Source organism: Cutibacterium sp. KB22876, assembly GCF_059728865.1.
This window is the reverse complement of the sequence record NZ_AP040858.1, coordinates 1,720,302-1,746,186: the sequence shown is the minus strand read 5'-3', so window position 1 is coordinate 1,746,186 and position 25,885 is coordinate 1,720,302. Positions and strand designations below refer to the sequence as shown.

16 protein-coding genes are annotated in these 25,885 nt (G+C 63.3%); 3 read left to right on the top strand and 13 right to left on the bottom strand.

The genetic code is table 11. The features are described from left to right. Window positions 1-101: 101 nt before the first annotated feature. Entirely contained in the window at window positions 102-2,672 is a 2,571-nt protein-coding gene (locus AC6I1W_RS07885; RefSeq protein ID WP_065672670.1) for a glycoside hydrolase family 2 protein, read from the top strand. Between the two features lie 69 nt (window positions 2,673-2,741). On the opposite strand, the gene AC6I1W_RS07880 is transcribed toward AC6I1W_RS07885, so the two are convergent. Next, the gene (locus tag AC6I1W_RS07880) at window positions 2,742-4,295 is read right to left on the bottom strand and encodes an RNA polymerase sigma factor (protein ID WP_270236036.1); all 1,554 of its coding nucleotides are present in this window, start codon (window positions 4,293-4,295) and stop codon (window positions 2,742-2,744) included. Between the two features lie 332 nt (window positions 4,296-4,627). Here AC6I1W_RS07880 and AC6I1W_RS07875 point away from each other — a divergent pair, with 332 nt between their 5' ends. Further along, window positions 4,628-5,566, top strand: coding sequence for a sigma-70 family RNA polymerase sigma factor (locus tag AC6I1W_RS07875; RefSeq protein ID WP_065672668.1), 939 nt, complete (start codon window positions 4,628-4,630; stop codon window positions 5,564-5,566). 63 nt (window positions 5,567-5,629) lie between these two features. Here AC6I1W_RS07875 and AC6I1W_RS07870 read toward each other — a convergent pair whose 3' ends face one another. The 8 genes from AC6I1W_RS07870 to AC6I1W_RS07835 form a co-directional block, all read right to left on the bottom strand. Continuing rightward, window positions 5,630-6,538, bottom strand: coding sequence for an acyl-CoA thioesterase (locus AC6I1W_RS07870; protein WP_202725266.1), 909 nt, complete (start codon window positions 6,536-6,538; stop codon window positions 5,630-5,632). A gap of 54 nt (window positions 6,539-6,592) precedes the next feature. Then, window positions 6,593-8,767: a 1,3-beta-galactosyl-N-acetylhexosamine phosphorylase gene (gnpA, locus tag AC6I1W_RS07865; RefSeq protein ID WP_270236031.1), complete on the bottom strand. Its 2,175-nt coding sequence runs from the start codon at window positions 8,765-8,767 to the stop codon at window positions 6,593-6,595. 102 nt (window positions 8,768-8,869) lie between these two features. Next, a complete protein-coding gene (gene hrpA / locus AC6I1W_RS07860) occupies window positions 8,870-12,952 on the bottom strand; it encodes an ATP-dependent RNA helicase HrpA (RefSeq protein ID WP_270236029.1) in 4,083 nt (1,360 codons plus the stop codon). Between the two features lie 420 nt (window positions 12,953-13,372). Further along, window positions 13,373-14,227, bottom strand: a complete 855-nt coding sequence (locus AC6I1W_RS07855; protein ID WP_065672665.1) for a universal stress protein — start codon at window positions 14,225-14,227, stop codon at window positions 13,373-13,375. An 89-nt stretch (window positions 14,228-14,316) separates the two neighbouring features. Next, the gene (locus AC6I1W_RS07850; protein ID WP_270236025.1) at window positions 14,317-15,243 is read right to left on the bottom strand and encodes a T3SS (YopN, CesT) and YbjN peptide-binding chaperone 1; all 927 of its coding nucleotides are present in this window, start codon (window positions 15,241-15,243) and stop codon (window positions 14,317-14,319) included. Window positions 15,244-15,438: 195 nt separating this feature from the next. Further along, window positions 15,439-18,288: a vitamin B12-dependent ribonucleotide reductase gene (locus tag AC6I1W_RS07845; protein WP_284950494.1), complete on the bottom strand. Its 2,850-nt coding sequence runs from the start codon at window positions 18,286-18,288 to the stop codon at window positions 15,439-15,441. Between the two features lie 81 nt (window positions 18,289-18,369). After that, the gene (gene nrdR, locus AC6I1W_RS07840; RefSeq protein ID WP_081302567.1) at window positions 18,370-18,876 is read right to left on the bottom strand and encodes a transcriptional regulator NrdR; all 507 of its coding nucleotides are present in this window, start codon (window positions 18,874-18,876) and stop codon (window positions 18,370-18,372) included. Window positions 18,877-19,102: 226 nt separating this feature from the next. Then, window positions 19,103-19,453 carry a hypothetical protein gene (locus tag AC6I1W_RS07835; protein WP_016667511.1) on the bottom strand — a complete coding sequence of 117 codons (351 nt, stop codon included), beginning with the start codon at window positions 19,451-19,453 and terminating at the stop codon, window positions 19,103-19,105. A gap of 283 nt (window positions 19,454-19,736) precedes the next feature. Here AC6I1W_RS07835 and AC6I1W_RS07830 point away from each other — a divergent pair, with 283 nt between their 5' ends. Beyond that, a complete protein-coding gene (locus AC6I1W_RS07830; RefSeq protein ID WP_069101461.1) occupies window positions 19,737-20,420 on the top strand; it encodes a LexA family protein in 684 nt (227 codons plus the stop codon). 10 nt (window positions 20,421-20,430) lie between these two features. Here AC6I1W_RS07830 and AC6I1W_RS07825 read toward each other — a convergent pair whose 3' ends face one another. The 4 genes from AC6I1W_RS07825 to miaA all read right to left on the bottom strand — a co-directional run bounded on the left by AC6I1W_RS07825 (window position 20,431) and on the right by miaA (window position 25,831). Next, window positions 20,431-22,479, bottom strand: a complete 2,049-nt coding sequence (locus AC6I1W_RS07825; protein WP_270236018.1) for an ATP-dependent DNA helicase — start codon at window positions 22,477-22,479, stop codon at window positions 20,431-20,433. Further along, a complete protein-coding gene (hflX, locus tag AC6I1W_RS07820; RefSeq protein WP_016667508.1) occupies window positions 22,469-23,920 on the bottom strand; it encodes a GTPase HflX in 1,452 nt (483 codons plus the stop codon). Before hflX ends, AC6I1W_RS07825 begins: the two co-directional genes overlap by 11 nt. A gap of 122 nt (window positions 23,921-24,042) precedes the next feature. Then, window positions 24,043-24,867, bottom strand: coding sequence for a diaminopimelate epimerase (gene dapF, locus AC6I1W_RS07815; RefSeq protein ID WP_016667507.1), 825 nt, complete (start codon window positions 24,865-24,867; stop codon window positions 24,043-24,045). Window positions 24,868-24,871: 4 nt separating this feature from the next. Further along, window positions 24,872-25,831: a tRNA (adenosine(37)-N6)-dimethylallyltransferase MiaA gene (gene miaA / locus AC6I1W_RS07810; protein WP_117189596.1), complete on the bottom strand. Its 960-nt coding sequence runs from the start codon at window positions 25,829-25,831 to the stop codon at window positions 24,872-24,874. Window positions 25,832-25,885: the final 54 nt, after the last annotated feature.

Below are 25,885 nucleotides of genomic sequence, written 5' to 3'. Positions count from 1 at the left end.
CAACGATAGAGGGAAAACGCGGACTGCCTGCCCCTGGCCCACCAATGAATACTGAGCCGTGCTAGGTTTTAGAGGTGCTTCGGGCCGACAAAGGAGTTCTCATGAGTGCCCTCTTCCAGCTCACCTCAAGCAACCCGCGTGTCGTCGATCCAGTCGAGTTGGCCGCCGAAGATTGCGAGTGGATCGACGCGGTGGTACCAGGTGGTGTCCACGAAAGCCTCATTTCTGCCGGGGTGATTGATCACCCCTACCTGAGGAACCACGAGAAGGACTGTCGCTGGGTCGAGGACTGCGCCTGGTGGTATCGCGGGACCCTGCCTGTGCCGAGTGGGGAGGATCCCCTCGTCCTGTCCTTGACAGGAGTCGACACGGTCGCGGACATCTGGGTCGACGGAGAGCACGTCGGACGCCATGCGAGCCAGTACCGTCCCTTCTCGACCATCCTTCCAGCCATTGACGGGGACCAGGCCGAGGTCCTTATTCGTTTCGCTCCCCCGTTGGACGGTCTCACCGAGCCGCCTGCCACGCGGGCGATGGTCAATGCCGTGAGCGACTTCCTCAATGCGGCGGCTCCACAGGAGCTCGACACCGACCCCGGAGCCGGGATCCTCACCCTCGATCTGGCTGCGACTCGACGCCGCAAGGGGATGTTCTCGTGGGGATGGGACTTTGCCCCGCGCGTTCCCTCCATCGGACTGACGGGGGCGGTAGAACTGTACCGACGGGCGCCTGTCGAGCTCACTCATCGCGTCGAGACCGTCTCCATCTCCGGGGACTCCGCCTCGGTCAAGGTCATCGTGGCCGTCACCCATCATGACGGCCCTCGGCCTCTCGACGTCGACGTCTCCTTGACCTCGCCCACCGGAGAGCGCACCGGTGGCCATGCCCGCATCCGCGACGGGGTGGCCACGGTCGAGCTGCACATCGAGCATCCGCAACTGTGGTGGACCCACGATCTCGGCGAGCCGTCGTTGTATCGTCTCGAGGTCAATGCCCATGACAAGGACGCCAACATCATCGCCACGGAGTCCGGGACGGCCGGCATCCGGACGATCGAGGTCGACCGCTCCCCCGATCCCGATGATCCCGAGTACGACGGGCCCGCTCGTCACTTCCGTTTCATCCTCAACGGTGTGCCGGTCTTCGCCCGGGGCGCCAACCTCGTTCCGCAGTCAATGTTGGTGGGCTCGGTGACCCCGGAACAGGATCGCGATCTCGTACGCGCCTGCCGCAACGGCGGAATGACGATGGTGCGTGTCTGGGGTGGTGGGATCTACGCCTCCGATGCCTTCATGGACGCCTGCGACGAGAATGGCATCCTCGTCTGGCACGACTTCATGTTCGCCTGCATCGACTACCCCGGTGACGACCAGGAATTCATGTCTGAGGTGCGTACCGAGGCCGATTACCAGACCCGTCGTCTGGCCAGTCACCCGAGTCTTGCCCTGTGGGCTGGCGGCAACGAGGTGCAGGCCATGCACCAGGCTGTCTGGAGCAATCTGGACCCCGGCCAGTGGGGATCGGAGATCTTTGACGAGATCTTGCCCGAGGCCGTTCGTCGCAACAGTCCCACCGTGGATTACTGGGCTAACAGCCCTGCCACTGACTCCGACACAGACCCGCGTGTCAATGGCACCGGTGCCGGCGATCGTCATGCCTGGGAGGTCTGGCACGGAGCCGACGTCGGAGCCGGAACCCACGAGGACTATGCCAGCCCGGCCGAGGCCATGCACTTCCACCGCTATCGCCATGACACCGGGCGTTTCATCAGCGAGTTCGGCATCCACGCCAGCGCCGATTTACCCACCCTCGAGAGGTGGCTCGGCAGGGACCATCTGAAGCTCGACGATCCGGTGCTCATCGCACGCAACAAGGACACTCCGAAGGCCAAGGGGATGGCCCTCCTCGAGTACGAGGTCGGGAGACCCACCTCGCTCCAGTCCTACGTCACCTCTACCCAGGTGGTGCAGGCTGAGGGGCTCAAGTACGGCATCGAGCACTATCGACGTCGTTGGCCCCACTGCGCCGGCACCTTGGTCTGGCAGCTCAATGAACCCTGGCCAGGGATGACGTGGTCCCTACTCGATCATGATCTCGGGGCCAAGCCGGGCTATTACGCCGCGGCTCGAGCATTCGCTCCGGCCCTACCCATCCTGCGACTGACTGACGAAGCCCTGGAACTGTGGGTCAGCAACGTCCAGCCAAATCGCGTCATCGACACGGTGACCGTCAGCATCGAGGGATTTGACGGCACTGTTGAGCAGACGCACGAGGTCAAGGTGTCCGTTCCGGCATCCACGTCAGAGAGGGTGTGGTCGGTACCGCGTGCCCAGGTGCCGGTGAACGGCGGCCATTACGTGTGGGTTGAAGGGGCAATGCTGCCGAGCAACCGGCTCTTCCTGACACACATAGCTGACCTCGCCCTGCCCGACCCCGAACTCGATGTCGAGGTGACGCCGACGGGAATCACGACGGCGAAGGTCCGGGTGAGGGCCTCGAAGTTCGCCTATTTCGTCCGCGTTCTGACGCCGTGGCCCGGCGTCCGAGCTGACGTCTCGGCCCTCGACATGCGGCCGGGGAAGACTGTCGTCATGAACCTCGAAGGGCTACCCGACGGGTTCAATCCTGACGAGATCACCGTCCGTCACTTCCTTGACGATGTCAAACGATGATGTCTTGATCACTCGGACATGACGAAGGGGCGCCCGATCGGGCGCCCCTTCATTCGTCGTGATGATTCCTCATTCGAGGTAATCGCGCAGCACCTGGGAGCGGCTCGGGTGGCGCAGTTTCGACATCGTCTTGGACTCGATCTGGCGAATGCGCTCACGGGTGACGCCGTACACCTTGCCGATCTCGTCGAGGGTCTTCGGCTGGCCGTCGGTCAGGCCGAATCGCATCGAGACGACGCCGGCCTCGCGCTCGGACAGGGTGTCGAGGACGTCGTGGAGCTGCTCCTGCAGGAGGGTGAAGTTGACGGCGTCGGCCGGCACGATGGCCTCGGAATCCTCGATGAGATCGCCGAACTCGGAGTCGCCGTCCTCACCCAGTGGGGTGTGCAGGGAAATCGGCTCACGGCCGTACTTCTGCACCTCGACGACCTTCTCAGCGGTCATGTCAAGTTCCTTGGCCAGCTCCTCCGGGGTGGGTTCGCGTCCCAGGTCCTGGAGCATCTGACGCTGCACTCGGGCCAGCTTGTTGATGACCTCGACCATGTGCACCGGAATACGGATGGTGCGGGCCTGGTCAGCCATGGCTCGGGTGATGGCCTGCTTAATCCACCACGTCGCGTAGGTCGAGAATTTGTAGCCCTTGGTGTAGTCGAACTTCTCGACGGCGCGGATGAGGCCGAGGTTTCCTTCCTGAATGAGGTCGAGGAAGAGCATGCCGCGGCCGGTGTAGCGCTTGGCCAGTGACACCACCAGTCGGAGGTTGGCTTCCAGCAGGTGGTTCTTGGCGGCCTTGCCGTCCTCGGCGATCCACTCGTAGTCCTCTCGATCCTTCTCGGGGATCTTGGTGTCCGAGGCGGCCAGCTGCTCGCCGGCGAACAGGCCAGCCTCAATACGCTTGGCGAGGTCAACCTCCTCGACAGCGTTCAGCAGGGCCACTTTGCCGATCTGCTTGAGGTAATCCTTGACGGGGTCGGCGGTGGCACCCGCGACCATGACGGTCTGCTCGGGTTCGTCGGCATCATCATTGTCGGACAGGGAGAACCCCTCGGCCTCCTTGTTGATCTGCTGCTCGTCCTTGGCGGCCTCGTCCGGGTTGTAGTCCCGGTCGTCGACGTCATCGAGGGAACGCTTCTTGCCGCCAACGGTCAGTACAACGTCGTCGCCATCGCGCTCCACCGTTACGTCGACCGCTCCGGACGCAGCCTCGGCGATGGTGGTTTCCTTCTTGGCCTTCGCCCTGGTGGTCGACTTCTTGGCCGTGGACTTCCTAGTACCAGTGGACTTGGTTCCGGACGGCTTCGTCGTCGACTTGGTTCCGGAAGCCTTCGAACCGGAGGTCTTCGTCGTCCCGCCTGCGGTCATCTTGGTGGACTTCGCACCAGTCTTGGCACTAGCAGCCTTCTTGGCTGCGGGAGCCTTGGCCTCATCGGCAGACTTCTTGGCTGATGATTTGGTGGTCGATGAAGAGCTCGTCTTCGTCGTGGTCTTCCTGGCTCGGCCGGTGGTACCGGTCTTGGCAGAGGTGGAACGTGTGCTCTTCCTCGTGGTGGCTGTCTTCGCCTCCTCGTCTGCAGCGGTGTTTGCAGTGCTGGACGTGGTGGTCGACACAGGTATCCTCTCCAAGGACTGACTAGTCCTTCAGTGCTGTCCCCTCCAAAATGAGTCCGGGAGAATCGGCGAACACACGCCTGACGGACCCAAGGGCATACGACGCCCGGCAGGCGTCAAGACCTTGTACCAATTGTGGCACCCCGTAACCGATGACACAAACTGGGACACCCTCTCCCCACCCTCCTGCCATGGAATGGCTGCACTGCGCAACCGTGTACGACCACAGTCTGGTCCTCCGCCTTCGCCCACGACTGCAGGCGCTCTTCCGCTGATGAGGGATGACATTCGATCCCTTCGGGCGTTGATATAGGTGTCAACCAGTCAGACGGAGAAAGGCGAAGCACATGGACACCAAGTCCCGGGTTCGTACCACCGATGGCATTGATGGAAAGGACGCGGTCGGCCTCTACCTGGACGGAATCGCCCGCACCCCACTGCTCAATGCCGCAGAGGAGGTTGCGTTGGCCCGCCGGATCGAAGCGGGTGTGTTTGCACGCGCCGTTCTCGAGGGTCAGGCCGAGACCAAGTCGGATGCCACTGAGGAGGAGCTTCATCTCATCGCGGCTGACGGTAACGAGGCAATGGCCCACTTCGTGCGCGCCAACCTGCGTCTGGTCGTGTCGGTGGCCAGAAAGTACGGTCGCTCCCAGATGCCGCTTCTTGACCTAGTGCAGGAAGGCAATACCGGCCTCATTCGCGCCGTCGAGAAGTTCGACTACGCCAAGGGCTTCAAGTTCTCGACCTACGCCACCTGGTGGGTTCGTCAGGCCATCAGCCGTGGTATTGCTCAGCAGGGCCGCATCGTCCGCCTTCCGGTGCACGTCGCCGAACAGGTTAACCAGGTCTCAGCCGCTCGCCGCAACCTCGAGCGCCAGCTGGGCCGCGAGCCCGAGACCGCTGAGATCGCTGATGAGCTGGAGATCACCGAGGAGCGCGTCATCGAGCTCATCCGCTTCGGACGCGACCACGTCTCCCTCGACGCCCCGGTCGAGGACGACGGAGACACCAGCCTGGGTGACCTCATTGCCCGTGAGACCTCCCCCGGTCCCGACGACATCGTCCTGGACGCCGAGGACCGTGGTCGTCTCGAAGGTCTGCTCGACGATCTTGACGAGCGTTCCGCCGACGTCGTCCGTCGTCGCTACGGACTTGTTGACGGCCGCCAGGCCAAGCTCGCTGACATCGGCAAGGTGTGGGGAATCACCGCTGAGCGCGTCCGTCAGATCGAGCGTGCCGCCCTGGCCACCATGCGTCAGCGCAACCTGGCCACCATGGCTGCCTGATCCCTACAACGACATCACCAACGACAACGATGGCCTCGGAGAAATCCGGGGCCATCGTTGTCGTCATGACGTGGCCGTTGGTCGGGGCCCAACGGGGAAGGTCACCGAGGCATCCACGTCGTTGGCGTCCACCAGCTTCATGACTCCCTCCTGGCAACACGACGCGATGAGCTTTCCATCTTGCATCAAGCGGCCCATGGAGAATCCGAGTAGACCCGAGGCGCTTGGGGAAACCTGGTCGTAGAGCATCCACTCATCTGCCTTGGCAGTGCGGTGGAACCACATCGCGTGGTCCAAGGAGGCCGGATTGACGATCATGCCCGGTGGGATCGACCCCAGATGGGGCATGACGGCACCGGCCATCAAGCTGATGTCGGAGATGTAGGCGAGGATGGCCCGCTGCACCACCCGATCGTCAGGAAGGCTCGCGGTGGTGCGAACCCACAAGCTCAGATGGGTGACGTGGTTGGGGTCGACGAGGTTGGACCCGTCACTGGCCAGCCGGACGTCGAGGGCGTCCCATTCCTTGACGGTCGGCATCGACCGTCCGAACATCTGTTCCAAGGCCTGGGCCAGGGTCGGACACTTCTCCGGACCAGGCAGGTAGTCCGGCATCGGATCGGAGTGCTCCGGTCCGTTCTCACGGTTCTTGAAGGACAGCTCCGCGGTGAAGATCGTCCGGCCGTGCTGGCGAGCATTGACCCGACGAGTGCTGAATGTCCGTCCGTCACGAATCCGCTCGACGTCGAAAATCATCGGTAGGTCAGTGCGACCGGCATGTAGGAAGAGGGCATGCATGGAGTGGGCAGTACGCTGGGGGACCGTGCGAGCACCGGCCACCAGAGCCTGGGCAAGCACCTGACCACCGAAGGTTCGCTGCCACGTGGTGCGAGGCTGTTTACCTCGGAACAGGTCGAGGTCCAAGTCCTCGAGATCGAGCAGGTCAAGCAGTTCAGCAGTCGTCGATGGCACCCAACCACTGTGCCAGATCGACAGGTCCGGCACAGCGAATTCGGGTTCTCATCGTCAAGCGGAGATGTCGATCCAGGCAGACCCGGCCGGGGCAAGAGTCACCTCGTCGTCCAGACCACTGATGGTCGTCGTCACCTCGTCGAAACTGAGGTTGGTCACCAGCAGCAGGCCAGCCTCGTCATAGCAGGCCGTCTCGACGCGAGGATCATCCGCGATGAACTGGTCTGCGAACTCGTCGTCGCGACCAGCGACCCACCAGATCGCCCGGTGTAGTAGTCGCGAGTTGTCCACGGTGTACGGCAGACCGGCGAGATAGACCGCCCGCCCCTTGCCGAGGGTGTGGACGGCAGCATGTATCGAGCCGTCATGGAGCTCCAGAACCTCGGTGTCGTCACAGACCGGGACGATCTCGGGAGCGACCGGTCCGACATCCAGGGCCAGACCGTCAGTGATGAAATGAGAGTCGACGACATTCGGGTAGCGGTCGGTCGACAGGCTCCAGCCGATCTCACGATCGACGCCGAGGACGTCAGAGAGCCGGAAACACGCTCCGTCGCCAGGCCAGTAGGTGGGATCGCCCACCCCGATGAAACCGCCACCACGAGCCACGAAGGTGCGCACTGCCGCCTGCACCGTGACGTCGGACCACTCCTGGGCCCCCGAGAAGGCTGTCCCGGCAGAGCCGGTGTTGACGAGTACCCCGATTCCCTCGGGAACGCCGTCACGAATGTCGTCGAAATCGAGCCAGTCGATGTTGAAGGGCAGGCCCGCCAGCGCTTCCACGACGCCCAGGTACGGTGCCGCCTGCTTGTAGTACAGGGCATGGGCGACCATGTGGGACATCCAGGTACGACGGGCTCCCCAACAGTTGAGGATGCCAACCCGGAACGGAGCGGTGCGCGGGGTCTTTCCGCCGCTGCGCTCCCAGATGTCGCGGAACTCCTGGCAGATCTGCGCAATTCGCTCCATGAACTCCGGGTACTGATTGGCCAGGGAGAGGTATCCGCCGTAGCCAATACGGTCCAGGGGCTTGCGGACGATAGCGCGACGGGCCTGCACCCAGGAGGTATTCGCCTCCCCCACCGGGTCCCCCTCGTCATTGAAGACGTCGGGGAAGAAGTAGGGCAGGAATCGTCCCTCGGTGTAGTGGACACCAGGGATGTCGGAGATCATCCGGCAGGTGGCGGACGATCCCACCGAGCCGACCACGGCGTCCAGACCGGTGGTGGCGAAGAGCTCACCATAGGGCTCGGTGCCAATCCAGTTGTCCCCGAGGAACATCATCGCCTCGCGGCCCTTGTCATGGCAGATCTCGACGAGTCGACGCACTCGGTCAGTCACGAAGCGGTTGACGAAGTCGATCCACGCCAGGAAAAACTGGGAGGGCGGGCGGAAGGACGAGTTGTGATAGCCGGCGTCGACGAAGTCCTCCGGGTTGATCTGCCAGCCGGTCTCGGCCTCGAAGGCTTCCATGAGAGGTACCGAAACGCTCGCGGAGTAGCCGAACCAGTCGACGAACTTCTCCTTGGCCTGCTCATTGAAGTAGAGGGTGAAATGGTAGAAGAAGGTCGTGAAACGGACGACGTCGACCTCTGGGTGGGCGTCGAGCCACTCGGACAAGGACTCCTGGACGTGATTCCAGGTGGCAGGGTGCACGACGTCGAAAGGATGCTCCTTGCTGCGAGTGGGATCGTTCTCCCAGTGATTCGTCGTGTAGTTGTACATCTGGGTGGTGTCCCACAGCTGGGCTGCCAGGAATGCGACGGTGTAGACGTGTCCGGCCGTCGCGGGCACCGCCACGACGCAGTCGGCACCCTCGCCACTCACAGTCCAGTCGTCGACGACCTCGCCGGTGGTGCGGTCCCGTACCTGCCACCATCGCTTGACGTCGACATCTGTGTCGGGGCGAACCTGCTCAGCGAAGAACCCACGCATGATGTGGATCTCGAGCGGACCGTCCTCCAGGGCCGGGACTCGATCGGAACACAGGTACAGGCTGACGTGCTCGTCGAGATGGTCCAGGGCCCAGGCCTCGTCCCCACGGGCACAGAAACGGGTTGAGTAGACCTTCTTCCCCAGGTTGGAGACAATCTTCGGCAACCAGGTGCCGTCACTGTTACGCACCGCGTCGGCACCGAGACGATCGATGATCGCAGCCAACTCGTCGTCCATCCCCTCCTCAACTGGCAGGGTGACTCGACCCGAGAAGCGGGGATCAGACGGGGTCATGGGGCATTCCTCCTTGAGTGCGGCCGGGCCACGATCCTACCGGCGGCGAGGCGATGGATCCGGCCTCTTGCTCACTCCATGTGAACGTGTTCATGGCTGTGGTCAGGACACCTTGTTCATCGCGGAGCGAATCCGTTTCGGGGAGACGGTGACCCTGGTTCCGAGGCGCTGGGCAAAGTACTGGACGCGAAGCTCCTCCAACATGAACCCGATCTCCTCGATCTCGGCGGGAAGCTTGCCAGCCGGCTGTTCCTCGCACAGGGCGTCGTACTCGACCAGAAGCGGCTCCAACTCAGCCATCTGGCGGAGATCGCGCGTCGGATTCGTCATGAGGGACTCGATGCGCACGCTCACCCCCTGGATCCAGCGAGGCATGTCGTCGTACCAGGGATCCGGGGTGGCCGAGATGAAGTTCTCGAAGACGAGGTCATCAATCTGAGTGGTGATGTCGGCGCGAATTGCCGGATCCGAAACCATTGCCAGGGCCTGACGGGCGTCGACGAGTCGGGCGAGGATCCGCCCGGCGGTGCGCACCACTCGGGCCATCCGGTCGGCCTGGTCCTGACGGACGGCCAGGGAAAGGTCTTCGAAAGCCTCCTTCGTCCGAATCCCCGACAGATCCCCCGCCTTCTCATGAGCAACCGAGGCAACCGCCTTGTGACGCGCATCTGCCAGCAATGCCGGCACGGTGGGATATGGCGAGGTCGCCAACGCCAACTTCGTGCCATTGTCCATGTGCGAGACGACCCACTTCGTCGGATCGGGCAGGGTGAGGACGAACAGCCTGACGACTCCTGCGGCGTGGCTGGCGCGTTGAGCCCTCGGAGTGTCGAGAACGGTGCTACCGACCGCAGTTCCCTCATCAACCAGACATGGGTAGCCGACGGCGTCAGCCCCCTTGCGCGACAGGTCAACCCGTTCCGGGATCGGATCGAAGGTCCACTGCGTCGCCCCATGGACCTGAGGTCGTCCGGCGGCCTTGGTCAAGGATTGCGAGACCTTGGTGGCCAGATCGGTCTGAAGGGATTCCAGGTCCTCGGACCTGGCGACGTGCTTGGGCTGGGAGAAGGTCGACTTGTTCCTACCCTTCTTCCCGGGCTCCTTGCCGACGGTGCGCCCCTCGGCGTCAACGATGTCGAACCCGACCCGCAAGTGCGCTGGGATGGCTGCGGTGTTCCAGCTATCGGCGTCGACGATGACCCCGGTCAGAGCCCGCAATGCTCGCCCGAGTTCCTCGGTGAAAGGGGCTTGACGGTCAGCATCGTTGTCCTCGAGCCAGGTCAGCGCAGCTCGGGCACGGTCGGGAGCGGGGACGAGCTGGGTCCGAATCCGTTTGGGGAGGGCCCGGATGAGCTCGGTGGCCAACTCGGTGCGCAGACCCGGAACCTGCCAGCTGAAAGGAGCGGTCGGCACCTGGTTGAGCAGGGCCAGCGGAATGGTGACGGTGACACCGTCATGCCCGGATCCAGGTTCGAAGACGTAACGCACCGGAAGATCGAGATTGCCAACCTTCCAATGGTCGGGGAAGGCGTCGGCGTCGACCAAGTCGGAGTCGACGAGGTCGTCAAGGGACAAGTCGAGTTGGTGACGATCCTGGACTCGTCTCCACCAGGCGTCGAAATGGGATCCCGAGACGATGCCTTCCGGAACACGACGGTCGTAGAAGGCGAAGATGGCGTCATCGTCGGCGACCAATCCGCGCTGACGGCTACGTTCCTCGAGGTCGGCTGCCTCGTCCCGGACCCGGTCATTGTGCTTGAGGAAGCCGTGGTTGGATCGCCAGTCCCGCTCCACCAGAGCGGAACGGATAAAGATCTGCCGGGAGACGACCGGGTCTATGCGCCCGTAGTTGACGCGATGATCTGCCCACAGCGGTACCCCGAAGAGGGCCGCCCGCTCGGTGGCGACCACGGAGGCCGTCGAGGCTGCCCAGTGCGGAGCGGCCCAGGAACGCTTGATGAGCGGTCCGGCGACCTCCTCCACCCACTCCGGCTGGACGGCGGCCACCGTCCGGGCCCACAGCCGGGAGGTCTCCACCAGTTCGACGGCGACAACAAGTTCCGGGGACTTGCGCGACAGCAGGGATCCGGGATTGATGGCGAACTTGGTACCGCGAGCACCGATGTACTCCTGAGGTCCAGGACGTTGGCCGCGACGTTTCGAGGACTCCCGAACCTGGGCCAGACCGATGTGGGAGAGCAGGCCGGACAACAATGCGACGAGAACACGGTCGGTGGGAGCCGAGGTGCGGTTGACCTCCAGGTGCAGCTCCTTGGCGATCTGGCGCAGTTGGCCGTGCAGGTCGTCCCATTCGCGCACGCGCAGGTAATTGATGTACTCAGCCCGGCACATACGACGAAACGCCGAGGATCCCATCTGCCGACGCTGATGACGCAGGTAGCGCCACAGTCGGTGGATGGCCAGGATGTCCCCGCCCTCGTCGATCCCACCAGGCTGGGGCTGAGGGGCAGGCTTGCCCGGACGGGAATTGGTGTGAGGGGTGTGGCGCGCCGGTGTCCCCGGTGTCGGGGCGTTGGCGGGCCGCCGGTGTACCTGCTGACGAACCTGGGACCAGTCCCCCACCCGGTTGTTGTCGGCGTCGTCGACGGCCTGGAGGGTCTGCAGCAGGTTCGCCTCGGTGGCGAAACGTCGGTGGAAGCTGTCGGCCTCCTCCCGCTTCTCGGCGGGGCGCTCCCTGACATCGCGGATGGACAGTGCCGCGACGATGACGAGGACCTCAGCGAGACTGCCCTGTTTCGACCCCTCAAGCAGCATGCGCCCCAGACGTGGATCCAGCGGGACACGGGCAAGCTGATGGCCAATCTTGGTCAGTCTGGGAGCGTCCCGATGGCCAGGTTTGAGGGCTCCCAGCTCGTCGAGCAGGCGGATTCCGTCATCGATCCGGGAGCGATCGGGAGGCTCGACGAAGGGGAAGTCAGTGATGGCACCGAGTCGAGCCTGGGCCATCTGGAGGATGACGGCGGCCAGGTTGGTGCGCAGGATCTCGGGTTCGGTGAACTCTGGACGGGACTCGAAGTCGGCCTCCGAGTAGAGACGAATGCAGATACCGGGAGCGACGCGGCCGCATCGTCCGGCCCGCTGGTTCGCACTGGCCTGGGAGACCGGCTCGATGGGAAGACGTTGCACCTTGGTACGCACCGAGTACCGCGAGATACGAGCAGTTCCAGGATCGATGACGTAACGGATGCCCGGCACCGTCAGGGAGGTCTCGGCGACATTTGTGGCCAGCACGATGCGCCGGCCGCTGTGCGGGGTGAAGACCCGATGCTGTTCGGCAGCCGACAGCCGAGCGAACAGCGGCAGAATCTCGGTGTTGGCCAGTCCGAGGTCGGCGAGAGCCTCGGTGGTCTCCCGGATCTCCTGCTCGCCCGCCAGGAAGACGAGGATGTCGCCCTCTCCTTCCCGGGTGAGCTCCTCGACAGCTCTGCAGATACCGGTGACCTGGTCAATGACCTCGTCCTTCGTATCGACCGGGGCAGGAGTCGAGGGGCGCTCCGAGAGCTCTTCGTCCTCATCGTCGTCATCGGCGCGGACCTGTTCCGAGGGATCCAGGGGCCGGTATCGCACCTCGACGGGATAGGTCCGTCCGGAGACCTCGATGACGGGAGCGTCGTCGAAGTGGGCCGCGAACCTCGCGGTGTCGATGGTGGCCGAGGTGATGATGACCTTGAGGTCGCGACGCCGTGGCAGTAGCTGCTTGAGGTAGCCGAGCAGGAAATCGATGTTGAGGCTACGCTCATGAGCCTCGTCGATGATGATGGTGTCGTGAGCACGCAGGTCGCGATCATGGGAGATCTCGGCCAGCAGCACACCGTCGGTCATGACCGTCAGCGCAGTGTCAGAGGTGGCGCGACGGGTGAACCGCACCTGATAGCCAACCTGTTCCCCCAGATCGACCCTCATCTCCTCCGCGACGCGTTCGGCGACGCTGCGCGCGGCAATCCGGCGAGGCTGGGTGTGGGCGATGTGTCGACGCCCCAGTGCCAGGCAGATCTTGGGAAGCTGGGTGGTCTTTCCCGAACCTGTCTCACCGGCGACCACCACGACTTGATGGTCCTGGATGAGGTCTGCGATCTCGTCGGCATGCGCCGCGATGGGAAGCTCGGTGTCGAAGGCGACGACTCCCCCACCGGGCAGCTCACCTTCCAGTCGTGAATCAGGCATGGCCTATTCAGTTTATGTGAGAGGTCTGACACTCAGCGACGGGCTCGTGCTGGCCACCGTCTCGTCGGTCAAGCCGTGAAGATCTCCATCCGCTGGATCTGGTCGAGTGCCTCGGTGATCTGGTCAATCCCCACGCGCCAGATAATGCCGCAGTGGGGCTCGAAGACAGTGCCAACAGCCAGTGAGACTGCGCCCCCTTGCGAAGCCGCAGAGCGTGAAAGGCTGCGCGGTCACGACGTTGTTCTCGTTGATGTCCTTGCTGAAGGATCTGATGGTGATGCGATCGACCACACCGGGAAGGGGCTCATCGGGATGAAGGGCGCCGAGTTGGAGTACACGGTGCAGATGTCATCGGTGATGAGCTCCTCGAGGACCAACCACATGGCGGGACAACCACTGGTAGTCCTTCGAGCCGACAGGTCAGTGGCAAATGGCCAACGGAGACTGGGCGTGAGCCATGATGCCACGGCTGACTCCGCCAGCGGTCCATCCCAGGATCGGGTGCTTCTTCATGCCGATGACGAGGAGGTCGACATCGCCGGACAGGTCGACCAGGGCGTCCACTGGCTCGCCGGAGAGCACCCGAGTCTCAACCTCGACGTCGGGATGCTCGTCAGCGACGGGCTTGACGACCTCGTTGAGTCGCTTGAGTGCCTCGGCGTGGACCTTCTGGGAATCCTGGCCGGGAACGGTCACGGCCAATAGCTTGCAGCCACGGTGGTCCGCCTCGGCGAATCCGAATCCGAGAGCGGCAGTTCCTGCGCTCTGAGGGCCGACGGCGACGGCCACACACTTCTTGCCACCGGTCGGGTCCGGGTTCGACGCACGGGAGATGACGACAACAGGTGCGGCGGACATGCCAGCCACGGCCACAGAGGTCGATCCGACGAACATCCGCTCCAGTCCGGAGCTGGCGCGACGACCGACGACGACGAGCTGGGCGTCTGCGCTGCGGTCGGCAAGGATGGCCGCCGGGTTACCCAGAACCACCTCACCCGAGATGCGATCGGGATCTATGCCGCGGCCCTTGGCGACGTTGATGGCGTCATCGACGACGACCTGGCCGGCGTCCTGCAGAGCGGTCGGGTCATAGACGACACCCCAGGCACCGGCGACAGCAGCATCGTCAACAGCGTGAAGGACAATGAGATCGGCGTCTCTCCTGATCGCGGATCCTGCGGCGTACCGGGCGGCGCGCAGGCCGTCCTCCGAGCCGTCGACTCCAACGATGACGGTAGTACGGCGAGTCCTTGACGAGGTTCGATCGTCGGCCATGGTGGTCCTCCTCAGTGAGACGTCAGGGGCGTCAACCCCTTGTCACATTGTCCCACCACTTGCCTTGTGACAAAGGGATCGGGTCCGGATCATTCTTCAAAAGTGGTTCTGCCGTGCAGCTTGCGAGCCAGTTCGTTGTCCAATCCGTCAGCCAGCCTGGACACGATGGAGACTGCCTGGTGCAAGTGTGCCGCAACGAACGGACGAGCCATCACTGACATCGTGACGAAGACCCGGTCCTGATGCAGGGCGAAGCGTCCGTAGCGGGACTGGACGTTGAGGTCGTTGAGCACCTCGACGGCTCGAGACCGTCCCTCGATGTTGTGGACGAGAGCTGCGAAGAGCAGTAGTTCAGAGGCGTCAGGAGTGGTTCGCACAAACACCATGCAGGTGCCCACCCGGATGGCGAAATCTCCCTCGCTGTCGCGAATGGCGGGGTGTCCGAAGATCTGGGACAGCTCGTCGGCCACAAGGCGGTCGAGGTGATCCTTGTCGACCGGCATGATGGCGGGGACGCTGGCCGCCTCGGTGGGAGACAGCGGAGGTTCGGGCTGCAGAATCTCTGCGAGCTGGTCGGGGGCCAGGAAGACCGGGTGCGGGACACCGAAGATGTCACGCAGGGTCGTCACCGCCAGCTCAGCAAGCTGTTCACTGTCATCCTGGCTTCGGTAGACCCAGTAGTTGTCAGTCTTGTGAGAGGTGCAGGTTCCGGGCTCCTGCCATCCCAGGGAGCTCAGTCCGTCGAGCTGGCCGGGGGTGAGCTGAGAGCTGTCCGGCAGACAGCTGTTGCTCGACGCCTCGGCCAGAATCATCGCGGTGTCATCACTGTGATCGGGGTCATCCTGCACGAACCGGATGAAGGGCGTGGGGTCATTGCGCGCTGACATGGTCGAGATCGTCAACTCACCATCGTCGTCAATGACGGAGACGACCTCGGCCAGACGCTCGGTGAACTGGTCCCAGGCCTGTGCTGTGCTGCGATCCAGGTCGAACGCGAAGTCTGGTGGCTCGTCCATGCCTCCAACCTAGTAGGTCCGGAGGCAGATGTGCAGCCTGTGCTCGTCTTCCGGTGCCATCTGGTGAACGTGCATGGTTGAACGCACGCATGGGCCTCGGCATCCGGAAGCCGACGGGTGCGATGACACGCACACGCCAGGGGCCGGAGCACAACCTCTGCTGTACCCCGGCCACCTGGTCAGATCATGACGTCATCAGCTGCAACCGCTGGTGGATCCACAACCTTCGCAGACATAGCAGGATCCCGACGGACGCATCTTCGTTCCGCAGGTCATGCACAGCGGGGCATCGACCTCACGGCCCATCTGCTCCTCGAGCAGTTCGGCACTGGTGTGGGCACCAGCGACTCGCTCAACAGCCTCCTGAGCAGCAAAGAGCCCTGGCTGGTTGGCACCGTCCTCGTGCACCCGGACGCGGTCGGCCGGGGTGTCCTTGAGGGTCTCGGAATCGATGAGCTCGTCCTCCTCCTCGTCTGACGCGTAGGAGCCGGTCTCGACGTATCGGGCACGCTCAGCGGCGGTGTAGATACCCAGCTCGGCGCGCTCGTCGAAGTCCAGGTAGTCCAAGGCCAGACGACGGAACACGTAGTCGATAATCGACGAGGCGATCCGGATGTCCGGGTCGTCAGTCATACCAGCAGGCTCGAACTTGAGGTTGGAGAACTTCTGGACGAAGGACTCCAACGGCACGCCGTACTGCAGACCGATGGACACCGCGATGGAGAAGGCATCCATGACGCCGGCCAAGGTCGAACCCTGCTTGCCGAGCTTGAGGAAGATCTCGCCCAAGCGGCCGGAATCGTAGGCGCCAGTCGTGAGGTAACCGCCAGCTCCAGCGACCTGGAAGCTCGTCGTGCGGCCCATGCGCGACTTCGGCAGACGCTGACGACGCGGACGGTACTCGATGCGAACCTCCGGCGCGGCCTTCTCCTCCTCTTTCTTGACCTCGGAGAGAGGCTGGCCAACCTTGCAGTTATCGCGGTAGACGGCCAGGGCCTTGAGGCCGAGCTTCCAGCCCTCCATGTAGACGTTGGCGATGTCCTCGACGGTGGAGGACTCCGGCAGGTTGACGGTCTTGGAGATGGCACCAGACAGGAAGGGCTGGACGGCAGCCATCATCCGCACGTGGCCCATCGGCGCGATGAAGCGGGTGCCCATGGCGCAGTCGAAGACCTCGTAGTGGGCCTCGTCGAGGCCGGGAGCCCCGACGACCGACCCGTTGTCGGCGATGTAGGCCACGATCTTCTCGGACTGCTCAGAGGTGTAGCCGAGGTTCTTGAGGGCACGCGGCACCGTCTGGTTGACGATCTGCATCGAGCCACCACCGACCATCTTCTTGAACTTCACCAGCGAGAAGTCCGGCTCGATGCCCGTGGTGTCGCAGTCCATCATGAAGCCGATGGTGCCGGTCGGGGCCAGCACCGAGGCCTGGGCGTTGCGGAAGCCATTGGTACGTCCCAGCTTGACGACCTTGTCCCACTCGGCCTTGGCAGCAGCGAGGACGGTGGTGTCATTGTCGTGCAGCGGATGAACCTGGCGGTTGGCGTCGCGATGCTTGGCCATGACGGCCTGGTGCGACTCGGCATTCTCGGCGTAGCCGGCATAAGGACCGACGATGGCCGCCAACTCGGCGGAGCGTCGGTAGGAGACACCGGTCATGACGGAGGTGATGGCAGCAGCCATGGCACGTCCACCATCAGAGTCATATCCCAGGCCCAGGGCCATGAGAAGGGCGCCCAGGTTGGCATATCCAATCCCGAGCTGACGGAAGTTGCGAGTGGTCTCCCCGATGGCCTCGGTCGGGAAGTCGGCGAAGCAGATGGAGATGTCCATCGCGGTGATGACGAGCTCGACGGCCTTGGTGAACTTCTCGACGTCGAAGTGATCATTCTCGTCGAGGAACTTCAACAGGTTGAGGCTGGCCAGGTTGCACGAGGAGTTGTCCAGGCTCATGTATTCCGAGCACGGGTTGGAGGCGTTGATCCGCCCGGTGTTCGGGTTGGTGTGCCAGGCATTGATTGTGTCGTCGTACTGCAGACCGGGGTCAGCGCACTCCCAGGCAGCCTGGGCGATCTTGCCGAAGAGTTCCTTGGCATCGACGGTGTCGAGTACCTTGCCCGGCTCGGTGCGGGAAGTCAGCCCGAAGGACTTGCCCTGCTCGACCGCCGTCATGAAGGCATCCGAGACGCGCACCGAGTTGTTGGCGTTCTGGTACTGGACACTGGTGATGTCGCGGCCACCCAGGTCCATGTCGAAGCCGGCATCGCGCAGGGCGCGGATCTTGTCCTCCTCGCGAGCCTTGGTCTCGATGAACTCTTCGACGTCCGGGTGATCGATGTCAAGGACGACCATCTTGGCAGCGCGACGGGTGGCGCCACCGGACTTGATGGTTCCGGCAGACGCGTCGGCACCGCGCATGAAGGACACCGGGCCGGAAGCAGTGCCGCCGGAGCTCAGCAGCTCCTTGGAAGAACGGATACGGGAAATGTTGAGACCGGCACCAGAGCCACCCTTGAAGATGAATCCTTCTTCCCGATACCAGTTGAGGATCGACTCCATGGAGTCGTCCACCGAGAGAATGAAGCAGGCACTGACCTGCTGAGGGCTCGTCGTACCGACGTTGAACCACACCGGGGAGTTGAAGCTGAAGTACTGATGGACCAGCAGCCAGGTCAGCTCCTCACCGAAGACCTTGGCGTCCTCCTCAGAGGCGAAGTAGCCGTTTTCACGTCCGGACGTCACGTAGGTCTTGACGACGCGGTCGATGAGGGTCTTGAGACTGTTCTCACGGACAGGAGTGCCCAGGGCGCCACGGAAGTACTTGTTCGTGACGATCGTCGAGGCGTTGACGCTCCAGAAGTCGGGGAACTCGACTCCGCGCTGTTCGAAGACTACGTCACCGGTGCGCCAGTTCGTCTGCACGACGTCGCGACGCTCCCACGTCACCTCGTCGTAGGGATGGATACCCTCGGTGCTGAAGGTGCGCTCGACGTGCAGCCCCTTGGAGCGGCTCGTCCTGCGTGGTGCGGACTTGGTCTCGGTCATGGCTCCCTCTAGATATTCGGTGATACGGGTGGTTTGGTGTCGGTACTTGTCATGAGCTGAGGCGCACTTGGCCAAGGCTCGTCAGAACAGCGGCTCGTCCCGCTTCGAAGGCCGCTTGCGGCCCGAGGACCGTGTTTTCTCGGGGGACTCGTCGCGCAACCGATCGATCTCGGTGGCGAAATCCTCGATGGTGTCGTAATTGAGATACACACTTGCGAACCGCAGATAGGCGATGGGATCCAGCTCACGAAGTGGGCTCAAGATTGCCAACCCAATCTCGTCGCTCGGAATCTCCGCGACTCCTCGGGCTCGAAGGCCGTCCTCGACGCGTTGACCCAACAAAGCCAGATCGGCATCCGTGACCGGGCGTCCCTTGCATGCATTGCGCACACCACGGATCACCTTGTCTCGGGAGAAGGGTTCTTCGATGCCGTTACGCTTGTGAACCGTCATCTGCATGCGCTCGATGGTGGTGAACCGTCGTTCACACACGGGACACTGTCGTCTCCGACGGATCGCAGTGCCGTCCTCGCACACTCGGGAGTCCAGGACTCGTGAGTCGTCATGCTGACAGAACGGACAGCGCATCGTCGCCTCCTTCCCCGACCTCGCTGGGTTCCGAACGGCAGATATGCCGTTGATTCAGAAGACTACTCCGAACTTGGACCGAAAACACAACTTATGGGGATGGCGAATCTGAACACCACAACATCTGGTGTCGAGGGGGAATTATTGAGGATGTCGTTTGATCATCCGTCAAGCTGCCACGCGTGACACGCCGAAGATGCTCAGTCCACACGACCACCTTCCACCATCAGGACCTGATATCAGGCAGGTCGCCCGACTGATGTCCATCGGTCTGGACGACGGCAGCCGGGTCGGGGTGACCGCTCTCGGAGTTGCCCTGCCACACCTGACCAAGGCGTCCCAGGGACAAGATCACACCAATGATCATCACGACAACGGTAGCCATCACGGCGACGTCCCAGAACCGATCGTGGACGGGTTCATGGCGTGCGACGGCACCGGGACGCCCTGCCATCAATTCCTGACGATCGATGACGACCACCGGCTCGGCCAGCTCATCCTGCCACGGTCCGATGACCAGGTCACCTTGCCGACTGGTCGTCGTCTCAACATCCCACTCGTACGTCTGAGCACTCATCGGATCACCTCTCTGTCGACGAGAGCCATCCGCTCCCGTCAGCGGTCCCCGGAATGGATCCCGGGGAAGGGCCCGGCGGCACAACCTCCGCCGGCGCCATCCATGACATCCGACCCGACCGACAGGTTCACCGTCATCAGACTGGAACACCAGGAGAACAACCTAGTCAGAAGCAGTTCATAGGTTCCCTGAGAGCTCAGATCAACGCCGCCCCCATGCTCCGGAACAACCATCGAACAGAGCTGACGGGGAACTGTCGTACCCGACCTATACCGTGACTGGCATGACCACCGATACGCCCGGAACCGACTCCTCGGACTCGGCCGCCGTCTCGTCGGCCGTCCCGTTCACCACTACCCGTCGACCTTCTGCCAAGGAGCACGCGGTGCTGACCGCCGTCAAGGAAGGGCTGCGCCGCGACGGTCGCGCACCGACTGTTCGTGCCCTGGCTGACATGACGGGAGCAGCCAGTACGTCGACCGTCCAGAGGCGTATCTCCGCACTCATCGATCTCGGCCTGTTGCGACGCACTGACGGCACCCTTGAGGTCGTTGAGGACGTCGTCGACGTCAATGATCCCCACGGACCCCAGGCCCTTCAGATCGAGGTTTTCAACCCGAATGAGATTGCCGATGACGAGCATCACGACACTGTCATCGCGGTTCCCCCCCAGTTACTGAGCCACGGAGACCACGTGGTGGTCGTCGTCCGCGACGATGGGATGGCACCCGATTTCCACGTCGGAGACCTTGTCCTCGTCCAGCAGCTACCCATGGCGGACCTTCCCGACGACCCACCCGAGCCCTATTTCGTGGCGGCCACAGTGGGTGGCACGACCATCATCCGTTCCTTGGCCAAGCTCGGGGGGAAACCGTGGCTGATGGCCTCGAACCCCGCTCACTCACCGGTAAACCTCGATGATGCTTCTCTCATCGGTCGCGCCGTCTCCATCATGAGACGACTGTGACCCCTGGTGGTCACTCCCCCAGCCTGCACAGAGCTCCGACAGCCATCTCACGATTCGTTGTCGTCCAGAACGAGGGCATTGACGCCCTCAGGAAACCGCCATATCGCGCCGTCGCCAACCGCGGGTCCAGAACCGCGACGACTCCCCGATCGTCGGAACGTCGAATGAGCCGGCCCGCCCCCTGGGCCAACAGGAGGGCCGCATGTCCGGCCGACACCGTCATGAATCCATTACCGCCAGCATCCTGAACTGCCTTGCCCCGTGCCGCCATGAGCGGGTCATCCGGACGTGGGAAGGGAATCCGGTCAATGATGACCAACCGACACGTGTCACCAGGAACGTCCACCCCCTGCCACAGGGACAAGGTCCCAAAGAGGCATGTCGGCGGATCAGCCGTGAATCGGCGTGTGAGATCGGCCAGATGTCCCTCCCCCTGACACAACACCGGAATGTCCGGCATGACCTTGCGCATGTGTTCGGAGGCAGCCACCGCGTTGCGTTGGGAGGAGAACAGCCCGAGGGTACGTCCACCAGCGGCCCAGATCAGCTCGGCAAGATCGTCGAGAACCTCTGGCGCGATGCCATCTCGACCCGGGCGCGGCAGGGACTTACCGACATACAGAATCCCCTGCTTCGAGTAGTCGAACGGTGAGCCGACGTCAACCCCTCGCCACCCCATCTGAGTGTCGAGAACCTCCGGAGCGTCCCCCTCGATCTGCTCACGTGGCGACAGCCCGACGTTCCTTGCCGTGGCCAGGAAATTACCGCCGATGCACAAGGTGGCCGAGGTGAGGATCGTGATCGCCCCCGCGAAGACGTTCTCGCGCAGCAGGCCTGCCACACTCAATGGCGCGACGTGGATGCTGCGGTACCCCTTCTCCGATTCCGAGACCCACACCACGTCAGCAGCTGCCATCGACACCATGCGGTCGACGGTCTCGAAGACCTCGCGCATGGCGGCCTGAGCCTGCACCCTCTCGGCGTCGAGGGATTCCTTAGAATCCTCGTCCCGTCGACCCAACTGGCTCACTGCTTCCCTGGCCAGATCTCGCAATACCGTGCACGCCTGTATGACCTGGGCCTCGGGCTCGGTGACCTGTCCCGGCGCGGTCGCTTCCAGGGCCCTGGCCAGCACGTCCGCCTGATTGAGCAGATCGGCGCTCACGTCATCGTCAAGCCATGTCGAGGCCCGTTTCGACGTCGTCGTCACGAGGGAGGGAGACAGACCCTTGGAAGCAGCCCCGGTGAACCGATCCACCAGCTCGTGGGCCTCGTCGATGATGACGGTGTCGTGCTCCGGCAACACGTTGTTACCGTTCAGCGCATCGATCGCGAGCATGGCGTGGTTGGTGACGACGAGGTCAGCGTTTCGGGCCTTCTCACGGGCTGCTTCGGAGAGGCACTCGCTGCCGAAGGGACAGCGCTGAGTCCCTAGACACTCGTTGGCTGGCACACTCACCTGAGCCCACGCCAACGGAGTGTGCGGAGGTGCGTCATCACGATCGCCGAGCCCCGACTCCTCGACCTGCTTCTCGGCCCATTCACGCAGCATGACGACCTCGGCGCCCAGTGCGGAGGTCGGCGCCGTCCCAGCCTCCCTGGTGTCCTCGGCCTCAGCCGCGAGATCAGCCCCAGGGACCAGCGCGTCCTGTCCTCTCGCCCCCGTCGATCCACCGCGAACCTTGTGCAGACAGACGTGGTTGTTGCGCCCCTTGAGCACGGCCACCTTCGGCCTACGGGATAGGACCTTGTCCGAGGCGTCGAGAATTGCCGGAATGTCCTTGTGGGCGAGCTGTGTCTGTAAGGCAAGGGTGGCAGTGGCGACGACGACCTGCGCCCCTTCCTCGACACAATGGACCAGAGCAGGCGCCAAGTACCCCAAGGATTTTCCGGTTCCGGTTCCGGCCTGAACCAAGAGGTGCAGTTCCTCACGCATCGCCTGGTCGACGGCCTCGACCATCGTCACCTGACCAGATCTCTCCTGACCCCCCATCTGGGAGACGGCTACGCCGAGGAGATCGCGACACATCTTGCTGACCTCAGCCGACTCACGCGTCATGACACGCCTCCTCGACCTCAGCGGCCAGAGCAGGATGAAGATGGGCGATCACATGGGTGCCATCGGCGGTGTGGTCAATGAGTTCGATCGTCCCGTCGCGGTGGATCTTGTCCATGAGGTCTCCGCGCGCATAGGGCATGACGACATCAACCTTCTGGGACGGCACCGGCAGCGACCCCTCGATGGCTGTTACGAGGTTGTCGATTCCCTCTCCGGTATGAGCCGAGATGACATGAGCACCGGGGAAGGTCGAACGCAACGTCAAGATGATGTCGTCGTCGAGACGATCAATCTTGTTGAGTACCAGGATCTCAGGAATGTCACTGGCACCGATTCCCGCGAGCACACCACGCACGGCGTCGACCTGTCCGATGGGGTCGGGGTCAGATGCATCGACGACGTGCACCAGGACATCTGCCATCGCCGTCTCCTCGAGGGTCGAGGCGAAGGCCTCGACGAGGTCGTGGGGAAGATGCCGCACGAAGCCGACGGTGTCGGTGAGGGTGTAGACGCGACCATCCGCCGTCGTGGTACGACGGGTGGTGGGGTCGAGGGTGGCGAAGAGGGCATCCTCGACGAGCACTCCGGCACGGGTCAGCCGGTTGAGCAGGGAGGACTTCCCCGCGTTGGTGTATCCGACGATGGCGGCGGAGGGCACCTTGTTGCGAAGGCGATCAGCCCGCTTGGAGACACGGGTGGACTCGATGCGCTTGAGACGACGACGCAGCACAGCGATGCGATGACCGATACGTCGTCTGTCGGTCTCGATCCGGGTCTCACCGGGGCCACGGCCACCGATACCGGCGCCGCCAGCCGCGCGGCCACCCGTCTGGCGGGAGAGGTTTCCACCCCAGCCACGCAGCCTCTGCTTGAGGTAGTTGAGCTGGGCCAATTCGACCTGGGTACGGCCTTCCACGCTGCGAGCGTGCTGGGCGAAGATGTCGAGGATCAACGCCGTCCGGTCCACCACCTTGACCTTGACGCGGTCCTCGAGGTTTCGAAGCTGAGCGGCGTCGAGTTCACCATCACAAATGACGGTGTCAGCTCCGGTGGCTCGGACTATCTCGGCGAGCTCAACCACCTTGCCCGAGCCGATGTAGGTCGCCGGATCCGGGGTCGTTCGCCTCTGCATGACGGCCTCGAGGACCTGGGACCCCGCGGTCTCAGCCAGTGACTTGAGCTCGGCCATGGCGTTCTCGGCATCGACAGCTGACCCCTTCATCCACACCGAGCAGAGCACCACTCGCTCGAGCCTCAACTGTCGGTACTCGACCTCCGAGATGTCGGACAAGTCGGTCGACATGCCCGGCACACGAGTCAGGGACAACCGGGCATCCAGGTCGAACTGGTCACCGTCATATTCGTTCTGATCGTCGCTGAAGTCCTCAACGAATTCGGGCGCATCCTCGCGCTCGTCGTCGAATCGTGCGGTGTCGCTCACCCGGTCCCCGTCCTGTTGGCCCACTGTCTCGTGCCCCCGACACCTCGTGCTTCGAGGTCATCGGGCCAAGTGTAGGAGGAGAAGCCGACAGGTCAACGGCGGTTCCTTGACCTCGGTGTTCCTCATTCCTCGGGAAGGCTGACCGTCCCGGTCGCGAGAATGACCGCAGGGCCCGTCAGCACCGCGTCATAGCCGTCATCAGCAGGGGTGAGGGTGACGATGACGCGGCCACCGGGCACATGGACCGTCCACGGACCACGGTGACCGGTACGGGTGGCCATCGTCGCTGCCACGGCCACGGTTCCGGTACCGCACGACATCGTCTCTCCCGATCCGCGCTCATGGACCCTCATCGAGACCGAATGACCGTCCAGCTGCTCGACGAATTCGACATTGGCCCCCTCGGGGAAGGCCGACCGTGGACGCCAGGTGGGCGATTCATCGAGGTTGAGCGCAGTGATGGTGGTGTGGTCCGTCACGACCACAGCGTGTGGGTTGCCAACGTCAACCTTGCATGCCGGCCACCACATGTCCTGATGTTCGATGGTGAGATCGTCGCCCTCGACTCGGACCGTCCCCATCGTCACCGACACACCGCCGTTGTCATACAGGGTGACGTGACGAACACCGGCCCGCGTCGCGACGTCAGCCTCGTTACCCGCGATGCGCCCGGTCCGGGCGAGGTGCCGCGCGAAGACTCGTAGTCCGTTGCCGCACATCTCCGCGACGGTGCCGTCGGCATTGCGGTAGTCCATGAACCACAGTTCCGGATCACCGTCCCACCCGGCGACGTCGCCGGCCCGCAGAGCCTGCAGGGTGCCGTCGCCGCCGATACCGAATCGACGGTGGCACAGCCATCGCACCTGCCCAGGGGTCAGGGGGTCGGGGCGGTCGACGATGACGAAGTCATTGCCGGTCCCGTGTGCCTTCCAGAACGTCGTCGTCATGTCGTCAATCCTCCTCGTCGGTGGACAGGGCGGTCAACACCCGCGCCACAACCTTGTCATCGAGATCGGGATCAAGTGCATTGAGCCATTCAATACGATCGTCCCGGCGATACCACATGAGCTGTTTCCGGGCGAAGCGGCGGGTGCCGGTCACGGTACGACGACGGGCCTCCTCCTCGTCATACTCGCCGTCAAGGAACTCCAGCACCTGCCGGTATCCCAGCGCTCGACTTGCCGTGAGGCCGTCCCTCAATCCGACGTCGACCAAGGCACGAACCTCGTCAACCAGTCCGTTCTCCCACATCTGGTCGACGCGATCGGCTATCCGTCGATCCATGTCCTCACGAGGAAGTTCCAGACCAATGTGCACCGTGTCAGGCCAGTGAGAGGTGCCGTCGGGAATGGTGGCGGTGAAGGATCCGGTGAGGTCAATGACCTCGAGGGCTCGCACGATCCTCCTGCCATTCCCCGGCAGGATCGATTCAGCCGCCTTGGAATCCCGTCGTGCCAGTTCCCTGTGCAGGGCCTCCGGACCTTCGGCCTTCAGACGTTTCTGCCACTTCGCCCGTACCGTCGGATCGGTGGGGGGAATGGTCATCTCGTCGACGACGGCCTTGGTGTACAGGGCCGAACCGCCGACGAGCACCGGGACGACACCGCGAGACAAGCACTCTTCGGTCGCTTCGCGCGCCAACTTCTGCATGAGGACGATTGAGGAGGATTCGGTGACGTCAAGGATCGAGACCACGTGGTGCCTCACTGCACGCTGCTCGGAAAGCGTGGGGGTGGCGGTACCGATGTCCATCCCCCGATACACCACCATTGAATCAGTGTTGACGATCTCGGCCGGGCGCCCTTCACGTCCCAGGCGTGAACAGACTCGCACCGCCAACCCTGATTTTCCGCTGGCAGTAGGCCCGAGAAGACAAATGACCGGCAAACTCACACGTTCATCCTTGCGCACTGCAACGACATTGCGGGGCCAACGCGTAGAGCGAAAAACCTCACATGAGTGGAC

Excerpts from the sequence above, each read along its gene's own strand:
- AC6I1W_RS07885 (WP_065672670.1), top strand. The coding sequence starts at position 102 with ATGAGTGCCCTCTTCCAGCTCACCTCAAGCAACCCGCGTGTCGTCGAT.
- AC6I1W_RS07875 (WP_065672668.1), top strand. The coding sequence starts at position 4,628 with ATGGACACCAAGTCCCGGGTTCGTACCACCGATGGCATTGATGGAAAG.
- gnpA (WP_270236031.1), bottom strand. The coding sequence starts at position 8,767 with ATGACCCCGTCTGATCCCCGCTTCTCGGGTCGAGTCACCCTGCCAGTT.
- hrpA (WP_270236029.1), bottom strand. The coding sequence starts at position 12,952 with ATGCCTGATTCACGACTGGAAGGTGAGCTGCCCGGTGGGGGAGTCGTC.
- AC6I1W_RS07855 (WP_065672665.1), bottom strand. The coding sequence starts at position 14,227 with ATGGCCGACGATCGAACCTCGTCAAGGACTCGCCGTACTACCGTCATC.
- AC6I1W_RS07850 (WP_270236025.1), bottom strand. The coding sequence starts at position 15,243 with ATGGACGAGCCACCAGACTTCGCGTTCGACCTGGATCGCAGCACAGCA.
- AC6I1W_RS07845 (WP_284950494.1), bottom strand. The coding sequence starts at position 18,288 with ATGACCGAGACCAAGTCCGCACCACGCAGGACGAGCCGCTCCAAGGGG.
- nrdR (WP_081302567.1), bottom strand. The coding sequence starts at position 18,876 with ATGCGCTGTCCGTTCTGTCAGCATGACGACTCACGAGTCCTGGACTCC.
- AC6I1W_RS07835 (WP_016667511.1), bottom strand. The coding sequence starts at position 19,453 with ATGAGTGCTCAGACGTACGAGTGGGATGTTGAGACGACGACCAGTCGG.
- AC6I1W_RS07830 (WP_069101461.1), top strand. The coding sequence starts at position 19,737 with ATGACCACCGATACGCCCGGAACCGACTCCTCGGACTCGGCCGCCGTC.
- AC6I1W_RS07825 (WP_270236018.1), bottom strand. The coding sequence starts at position 22,479 with ATGACGCGTGAGTCGGCTGAGGTCAGCAAGATGTGTCGCGATCTCCTC.
- dapF (WP_016667507.1), bottom strand. The coding sequence starts at position 24,867 with ATGACGACGACGTTCTGGAAGGCACACGGGACCGGCAATGACTTCGTC.